Origin of the sequence: Actinomadura fibrosa (assembly GCF_900659615.1) — a bacterium.
GTDB lineage: Bacteria > Actinomycetota > Actinomycetes > Streptosporangiales > Streptosporangiaceae > Spirillospora > Spirillospora fibrosa.
Window position 1 is genome coordinate 1 of sequence record NZ_CAACUY010000337.1, and the last position, 8,154, is coordinate 8,154.

Annotated in this window: 4 protein-coding genes; 1 reads left to right on the plus strand and 3 read right to left on the minus strand. The window is 76.8% G+C overall.

Translation table 11 applies throughout. The features are described 5' to 3' along the window. The first annotated feature begins 109 nt into the window (after positions 1-109). Positions 110-742: a helix-turn-helix transcriptional regulator gene (locus E1300_RS45210; RefSeq protein ID WP_131763437.1), complete on the plus strand. Its 633-nt coding sequence runs from the start codon at positions 110-112 to the stop codon at positions 740-742. Between the two features lie 229 nt (positions 743-971). On the opposite strand, the gene E1300_RS45215 is transcribed toward E1300_RS45210, so the two are convergent. From E1300_RS45215 to E1300_RS50895, 3 genes are all read right to left on the minus strand, one after another. Continuing rightward, positions 972-2,678, minus strand: a complete 1,707-nt coding sequence (locus E1300_RS45215) for a hypothetical protein (RefSeq protein WP_131763438.1) — start codon at positions 2,676-2,678, stop codon at positions 972-974. 42 nt (positions 2,679-2,720) lie between these two features. Beyond that, on the minus strand, positions 2,721-4,586 hold the full coding sequence (locus tag E1300_RS45220; protein WP_131763439.1) for a hypothetical protein: 1,866 nt from the start codon (positions 4,584-4,586) through the stop codon (positions 2,721-2,723). Further along, a partial coding sequence (locus E1300_RS50895; RefSeq protein ID WP_165503290.1) for a hypothetical protein occupies positions 4,583-8,154 on the minus strand: 3,572 nt, incomplete at its 5' end. The genes E1300_RS50895 and E1300_RS45220, both read right to left, overlap by 4 nt.

An 8,154-nucleotide genomic window follows, 5' to 3' on the forward strand; every position in this document is an offset into this window, starting at 1 on the left:
GTCGGCGAGGTGCCGCGGCGGCTTGCCCCGGCGCGGCGCGGCGAAGACCAGCTTGGCGGGGGTCTTCTTGGGGGCGGCGCGGGCGTGGCGGGCGCTGGACGGCTGCCGGATGCTCGGCAACCGGCTGCCGGCCCTGGACGCGGTGCGGCTCGCGGCGGCGGCGGGTGACGGGCGGGTCGCGGACGCCGTCACCGGTGAGGTCGCCGAGTACGCGGAGCACGCGGGCACGTCGACCGCGGAGGGTCTCCGGCTGCACTGCATGGGCCTGGCGAGTGGTGACACGGACGCGCTGGTGGCGTCGGTGGAGGCGTACCGGGAGGGCTCGCGCGGGTTCGAGCACGGGCTGGCGGCGGAGAGCGCGGCGGTGGCGCTGGCCCGGGACGGCCGGGCGGCGGACGCGCGGCGGATGCTCGCCGAGGCGTTGGAACGTTACGAGCCGCTGGGGGCGCGGCGGGAGGCGGCGCGGGCCACCGCCGCGCTGCGGGCGCTCGGGGTGCGGCCCGGGGCGCGGCGGCGGCGCGCGGACCGTCCGGCGCACGGGTGGCAGGCGCTGACGCCGACGGAGCGGAACATCGCGGCGCTGATCGCGGAGGGCCTCACGAACCCGCAGATCGCGGAGCGCGTGTTCATCTCGCGGTACACCGTGGAGACGCATCTGAAGCGGGTGTTCGCGAAGATGCGGGTGCGCAGCCGCGCCGAGCTCGCCGCGCTCGTCGTCGCCCGCACCCCGCATCGCGACTAGCGCCCCGGCCGCGGTCGGCGGCCGGAGCCGGACACCCCGTCCGGCCCGACGCGTGTCTCGAAGTCGGCGCCTGTAGCGGGCGGCATCCAGGTGCGTGGATCGTGGGGGCGGAGGAGGGAGTCGGCCCGGTGTCGGCCGTCGACCGACGACGATCCCGCCAGCCGCGTCCCCGACTTCACCGGGCAGTACACCTAGCGCGTGCCCCCAGGCTGGCCGCCGGGGACACGCCTCAGTGCGTGGCCTTGGGGACCTCGGCGGCGAGTTCGTCCAGGTCGGCGCGGACGGCCTTGACCTCCCAGTAGAAGCCGTGGTCCGCGGGGGCGCCGTCGACGGTGCGGACGGCGAACCGGCCGTCCGCCACCGCGGACGCGGCGAGCGGTGACAGGGGTTCGTCGGCCTCGAACTTCGGGGTGAGCTGGACGGTGCGGCCGTCCGGGCGGGTGAGCGCCTCGAAGTAACCGGGCAGTTCGACGGTGGCCCTGCCGTCGGCGAGCCGGCCTTCGCCGCGGTAGTAGACGGCGTACTCGGGTCCTTCGACGGCGGCGTGGACGAGGTCGCGTTCGGCGGGCTCGACCGGGTGGTCGATGAGGAAGTGCTTGGCGCCCGCCCAGAGCGTGCCGTCGGCCATCAGCTTGATCGGCCAGTTGTCGCGCTCGTAGCTGCCGACGTAGATCGCGCCGTCGGCGAAGAGGTCGAAGGTGCTGATGCCGCCGCCGCTCCAGGACGGCTTGGTGTGGGAGCCGACGGTGAGCGTCCCGGCGCCCGGGGAGCCGCCGCCCCAGTCGGCGTTGATGTGGACGCCGCCCTTGTTGAGCAGGTAGAGGCGCTCCTCCCCCGCGATGTGCAGCCGCCCCTGGCCGAGGATGGACTTGCCGGGCGCGTGGTACACGTCCTGCGCGAGCAGGTTCGCCTGGACGGTGAGGTCGCCGCGCGCCACGACGGCATTCTCGAACGTGGTGCCGCCGCGGACGGTCAGCGCGCCGCCGCGTCCGGCGATCGCGGCGGCGGTGACCTCGCGGGTGTGCAGGTCGGCGTAGGGGCGGGAGCCGAAGGCGTAGTCGAGGGTCGGCCAGTTCGAGCTGGCGTCGATGAGCTCGAAGCCGCGCCCGGCGCGGAAGGAGAGCTGGCCGTGCTGGACGCCGTGGCCCCAGAAGCCGAGCGCGGAGACGACCTGGCCGCTGGTGACGGCCGTGCCGTTGATCGAGCCGAGGTGGAGCATGCCGCCGGCGATCCGGAGCCGCTCGGCGCCGCCCTGGAGGAAGTCGATCGTGTCGCCGGCGTCGTTGCTGACGCCGATGAGCAGGGTCGTCTCCTCGCCGCCGCGGACGTAGTAGCGGAGGAACGCCTCGTCGCCGGAGCCGCCGCCGGGGTCGGAGGGCCACTGGATGCCGGACCGGCGGGTGTTCCCGGCGGTCGGCGTGATCGCGCCGCTGAGCACGCGGAGCCCGGCGGCGGCGCGGGACGCGGTGTCGACCGTCACGGTGCCGCCCTGCCGGGTGACGGACGCGAGGACGAGCGAGCGGCCCGGGTCGGACGGCGCGGACGCCGCGAACTTCAGCAGCCCCTCCTCGGTGAGGCGGGTCGCGCGGGCGACGCCGCCGTCGCCATTGACGTCGGTCTCCCGCTCCAGCAGCGTGATCGTCAGGATGTGCGTGCCGTCGCCGGGGAGGGTGAGGCGGGTGTCGTTCGGCAGCACGATCGGCATGCCGTCGGCGTCCACGGCGACGCCCGCGGTGACGACGACGTCGCCGCCCGCCGGGTTGACCGCCAGGCCGGACAGCACGCCGGACGGCGACTGGGTGCGGGTCAGCAGGTTCTGCCGGGACAGCAGGTAGTCGAGGCCCTGCGCGAGGTCGGCGGCGCGCAGGAACTGGTAGTCGAAGTAGCGGGGCCGGGCCATCGGCAGGGCCGTGCCGTTCCGCCAGGTGATGGTCATCGGTGTCTCCAGAGAGTCGGTGCGAGGCGTCGGGGAGGGCGGTCAGCGGGGCGCGACGGCGTCGTAGCGCAGGCCGCTGGAGGCGGTGCCGCCGCCGGCGCGCTTGGCGCGGGCGAGCCACAGGTGCACCGACCCGTCGGTCCAGCGGGCGAGCCGCCATTCGCGGACGACGCGGAGCCCGGCCCGTCCGACCTCCTCCTCGGGGACGGCGAGCCTCACCACCCGTCCGGTGTCGGGGGCGAGGGTCCAGTCGAGGACGCGGCTGTGGCCGATGACCGGCACGGGCGTCCCGCCCCGGGTGGGCTGCTGGAGCGGGACGCGCCGGAGGCGGACGCTGTCCGGCCGCCCGTCCTCCGGGGTCGGCACCAGTGGCACCCAGTTCTCCGGGACGGTGGTGGCGAAGGTGTAGGTGAGCTCGGGCAGCCCGGGGACGTCCGCGCGGGGCGGCACCTGGGCGCGGGGCACCTGGCCGTCCCGGTCGATGGGCTCGCCGGTGGCGCCGGTGACCGTCCGCTCGACGGCCCAGGCGAGGTTGGCGGTCTCGTCGCGCAGGAACCGCACCTCCTCGACGGGTGCCGAGGACAGCGTCGAGGACGTCGTCGGCGGCAGGACGAGCAGCGGCGACGACGACGGCCCGCCACCTGCCGGCGCGGGCCGGAACAGCCCCCAGCCCTGGCCGGGTGCCGTCGCGGGCACCAGCGTCCGGACGCCGAAGCTGTCGGTGACGACGAGCGAGCGGATCCGGGTGGCCGAGCCGCTCGGCACGTCCACGGGGATGACGAAGTGGTCGTTGCCGTAGACGGTGGCGTACTCCACCAGGACCATCCGGGCCAGGTCGGTCGGGCCCGCGCCGATCCGGCCGAGGTTGACGTCGGCGTCCTCCATCTCCCAGAACCGCGTCGCGGGCATGCCGGGGTAGGCGGCGCGGGTGGGGACGACGACCCGCGTGCGCCGCTCGGTGTCGGACGGCGCGCCCAGCGACGCGCCGGGGTCGTGGTCGAGGTGGTACCAGTCGAGCCGGTCGCCGTCGTACTCCGGCGCGGTCAGCACGGTCTCGCCGCCGGAGCCGGTGGCGGCGACCGCGAAGGCGTACTCCATCCGCTCCCGCTGCCAGGTGCGGGCGTCGGGGCCGGGGGTGTCGACGAGCGGTAGGAACCCGTCCGGCGGCCACGGGGGGTCTTGCGGCGCGCCGGTCGGCGCGGGCGTCAGCACGCCGGGGAGACGCATCAGGTAGCCCGGGTCGGGGGTGTCGGAGGGCCGCTCCCCCACCTGGAGCCAGTCGAGCCAGCCGGTGATGGCCGCGGCGACCGCGGCGGCCAGCTCCGCCGGGACGGCCACCGAGCCGGGGAACGCGCCCTTGGCGTAGTCGCGGAGCACGTTCGTGCCGTGCGGCGCCCGGCCCGCCATGATCCGCAGGTAGCCGGCCGTGGTCTCGTCGGCGGCGGACGGGCCGTCCGCGGGCGGTCCCGTGATCGGGTAGCGGGCGACGACGGCCGCGCGCACCGCCCCGGCGCCGTGCTCGGACAGGAAGCGGAGCAGCTCCTGCCCGGTGTCGGCGGCCCAGCGCAGGTCGTGGGCGCCGCCGGTGTCCTCGGCCTCGACGACCGCCTCCAGCGGGCGCGCGGTGGGCATCGGCGCCGCCGGGCCGCCTGCGGGCCCGTACCGCACCTCGGTGAAGCGCGCGGACTCGACGTCGAGCCTCGCGAGGACGGGGCTGCCCGCGTCCTCGCCCTGGAACTCGCCGAGCTGCCACTGCCGGGCGAGGAACCAGAGCGGATCGGCGGTGCGGGCCTCCAGCGCGGGGCTGAGGTCCTCGGCGCGAGTGCGCGGCTCCAGCCGGCTCCAGGTGGTGATCGACGGGACGTGCGGGGGCGTCACGGCGTCCGGGACGAGCTCGGGAACGGTCATCGGGTCCCCCCAGCGGTGGACGGAGCGGTGGACGGCACGGTCGGCGGCGCCGTGAGCGTTCCGGCGGGAGCGGTCCCGTCGGGTGGCGGCGCGTCCGGGACGAAGTCGGTGGACGTCTGCGGCTCGGTCAGGTTCACGGGGAAGTAGGTGCCGGGGAGGAACTGTCCGGCCGCGCCGAGCGAGTCGATGTCGGCGGCGCGGGCGCGGGCCAGGTCGAAGGCCTCTTCGAGCGTCTGGACGAGGGCGTCGGGCTGCCAGGCGGGCGCGCCGTCGGCGGGCACGGCCAGCAGGACGGCCTGCGGCGCGGTGGCGCCGGGCGCGTCGTACTCGAAGGTCAGTCCGGTCTCCTGCCGGGCGGCGGGGACGACCTCGGTCCACTCGTCCACGAGGAGTCCCGTGACGGGCTTGGCGGGGTCGAAGTCGCCGAGGGTGACCACGACCATCGAGACGACGTCGCCTGCCGGTGCGCTCTCCCCCGCCCAGCGGTCGCCCGGCTTGGACGGGAACTGGACGGCGCGGACGGTGGCGGGCAGCGTCGCGGCCCCGGCCCCGGTGAGCGCCTCGGTGTAGGCGAGCGCCTTCTGGAGGGTCCCGACCTTCGGCCGCACCCGCCCGTACTTGGCCAGCCAGCGGCGGACGGCGTGCGCCGACCCGCCGGCCAGTTCGTTGCCGGGGGCGAGCGCGGCGGCGAGCGCGGCCGGGTCGGGGGCCGCGGTGTTCTGGAGGACGGGCAGGTCCTGGCCGAACAGCGCCCGGAGCCGCGCGGTCTGGTAGTCGCGGCGCCGCGCGGGCGGTGCCGTCGGCGCGTCGTAGTCGGCGGGGACGCAGGTGCAGGCGTCGAGCGTGCAGGTCAGCGCGCGGCCCCGGTATTCGGCGACGGTCCGGCAGTGCGCCAGCCTGCGGTGCAGGAGTTCCGTCCGCGCGGACGCGGCCTGCTCCATGACCAGCTGCGCGGCGCCGGTCCGCGGCGGCGGGGCGACGGCGCCGAGCACCCCGAACCCGGCGGCGCTCGCCAGGGCCTTGCGCACCTCCGTCTCGGCCGTGGCGGCGAGGCCGGTGATGGAGGTGCCGAGGATCTGGAGGGCGAAGTCGGCGCGGTTCTTGGTCGCCTGGTCGAAGGTGCTCTCGGCGGTGGCGCCGGGCCCGGCGAGGTCAGCGGCCTCCACGGGGCGGGACTGGGTGAGCAGCCGCCGCACCGCCGAGGCGGCCTCCAGGAACTCGGCCAGCGACACCTGGTCGGCCGGCCAGGCGGGGTCCCGCTCGAAGCCCGGTTCCAGCGTCCAGTCCTCGCCGACCTTCGCGGCGTCGCGGCGCGGCCAGGCGGCCGCCTCGATCCGCCGCTCCAGCTCGGCGCCGGCGTCCGGGCGCGCCCCTCGCACCGGGGCGGCGACGTGGTCGATCGCGGGAATCTGGAGGTAGTCCAGGCTCAGCGGCGGCTGGACGACGGTGCGCGCGCCGTCCGGCGAGCGCCACGTGTTCCGCCACCTGACCCGCCAGTTCGGCGACAGCAGCGCGGTCGCGACGCCGTCGGCCGGGGCGGCGGCGAACACGCGCACCTGCTCGGCGATCGGGGCGCCCCAGCGCAGCTTCTCGAACCGGGCGTCGTAGTTGAACAGCAGCAGGACCCGGTGGGTGACGGCCGCGCCGCTGTCGGCGGTGCGGCAGAACTGGAGCTCCGGCGGGGTGGAGCCGCCGTGCGCGGACGCGTCGAGGGCGGCGGCCGCCCGGGTGGCGTTGCCCTGGGCGATCTGGTGGACGCCCTCGGCGAGCAGCGCGTCGCCGACCGCGTCGATCGCGTCCGCCAGGTCGGTGAGGACGTCCTCGACCGCCGCCCGGTCGCGGACGGGAAGCTGCGCGAGGACGGCGTCCAGGTCTCCCGCGCCGTGGAGGCGGTGCAGTTCCAGGCCGTCCGTCACCGCGGTCGACTCGATCGCCGGGACGGCGGTGGCGTCGGGGGTGACGCTGTGCGCGCGGACCGGCGCGGCGTCCCGGAACAGCGGCAGGTGCTGGTCGAGGGGGCCGCGCGGGTGGTCGTGCAGGCCGCGCTCGAACCGGTAGCCGAGCAGCAGGCCGAGCGGCTGCCCGTCGCGGACGCCCGCGATGAGCTGCTCGGCCAGCCGCACCCGCCGCGAAGTGAGCTCCACGGCCAGCGGGTTCCCGCCGCCGTTCGCGCTGCCGTTCGCGCCGCCGTGGGAGCGCCAGCCGCTGCGCAGCACGGCCGCGGTGACCGCCTGGGTGAGCGACGGCGCGTGCACGTGCCCGGCCTCGTCCGGCGCCGGGTAGAGCGGCCCCGCGGGGACGCCGTCCGGCAGCGGCACCTGGTCCCTGGGCCCGGACGGCGGGACGAGGTTCGCGACCCAGCCGTAGCCGCCGACGTGCACGCCGGCCTTCTCCCCGGCGGGACGCCCGCGGACGAGCCCCTCCAGCCGCTTGGTGGCGAACGAGGTGATCCAGGCGTCCAGCCGGTGCGCGGTCAGCGCGAGCGTCCCGGCGACCTCGCGTTCCAGCCGCTCCGGCGCGAGGCCGGGCCCCGCGAGCCGGGTGAGGGTGTCGCGGAAGTCGCGGATGTCCTTGGTCACGGCCGCGTGCCGCGTGTCGCCCGGACGGTCGGCGGCCGCGAGGTAGCCGCCGACCGTCAGGGCGGGATCGGTGCCGCCGCCGGGCAGCGGGAGGGGCTGTCCGAGGCGCCGCGCGAGCGTGGACGTCACCTCGCGCGGGAAGATGTCGATCAGCTCCGGGTCGGGCACCTGTCCGACGCCGTCGATCAGCGCGGCGGCGTTGGAGTGCTCGGCGAGCAGCGCCGCGCGCAGCAGCCGCCGGAACAGCGGCGCAGGACCGGACGGGGCGGGCGCCTCGTCCGCGCGGAGGCCGGGCGCGGCCAGCTCCTGGAGGTAGGCGCGGATCGCCGCCGCGTCGCCGCCCGCGATCGGCGTGCCGAGCCGCATCGACGTGTCGGCGAACACCGCCAGGGACAGCGGCGGGTCGCCGGGCCGCCCGAGCCCGAGGTCGGCGAGCAGCCGCCGGGACGGCCCGGCCACCTGCTCCCGCCAGCCGCCGCCGAGCTCCAGCCGGGCGAACCGCCACAGCCAGGCGACGTACTCGTTGCCGAGCATGGCGCGGACCCGCATCTCGCGGGGCAGCGCGTCGGTCGCGAGGATGTCGAGCATGGTGCCGTCCGGGTCGTCCAGGCCGGGACGGATCCGCGGCACCGGCGACGTCAGCCACACCCGGTCGAGCAGCCGGGTCAGCAGGTCCACGGCCTTCGCCTCGCCGGGCCCGGCGGCGGCCCAGCGGCGCATCGCCGCGACCGGCAGCACGCCGTAGACCTGGCGGCCGACGCGCAGCGCCGGGAGCGGCCCGTCCGGGTGGACGTGCGCGACGAAGTGCGACCGGATCGCGGGCAGGTCCGCGTCCCAGCCCGCCTCGTGGCCGCCCATGAGGTGGCGGACGAGGTAGTCCAGCCCGGCGGGGAACAGCAGCCGCCGCACCGCGGCGCCGGTCCGGCGCAGGTCGTCGCCGCCGTCGGGGGCCCGGCCGAGGGCGGTGGCGGCGCCGGACGGGGCGGGCG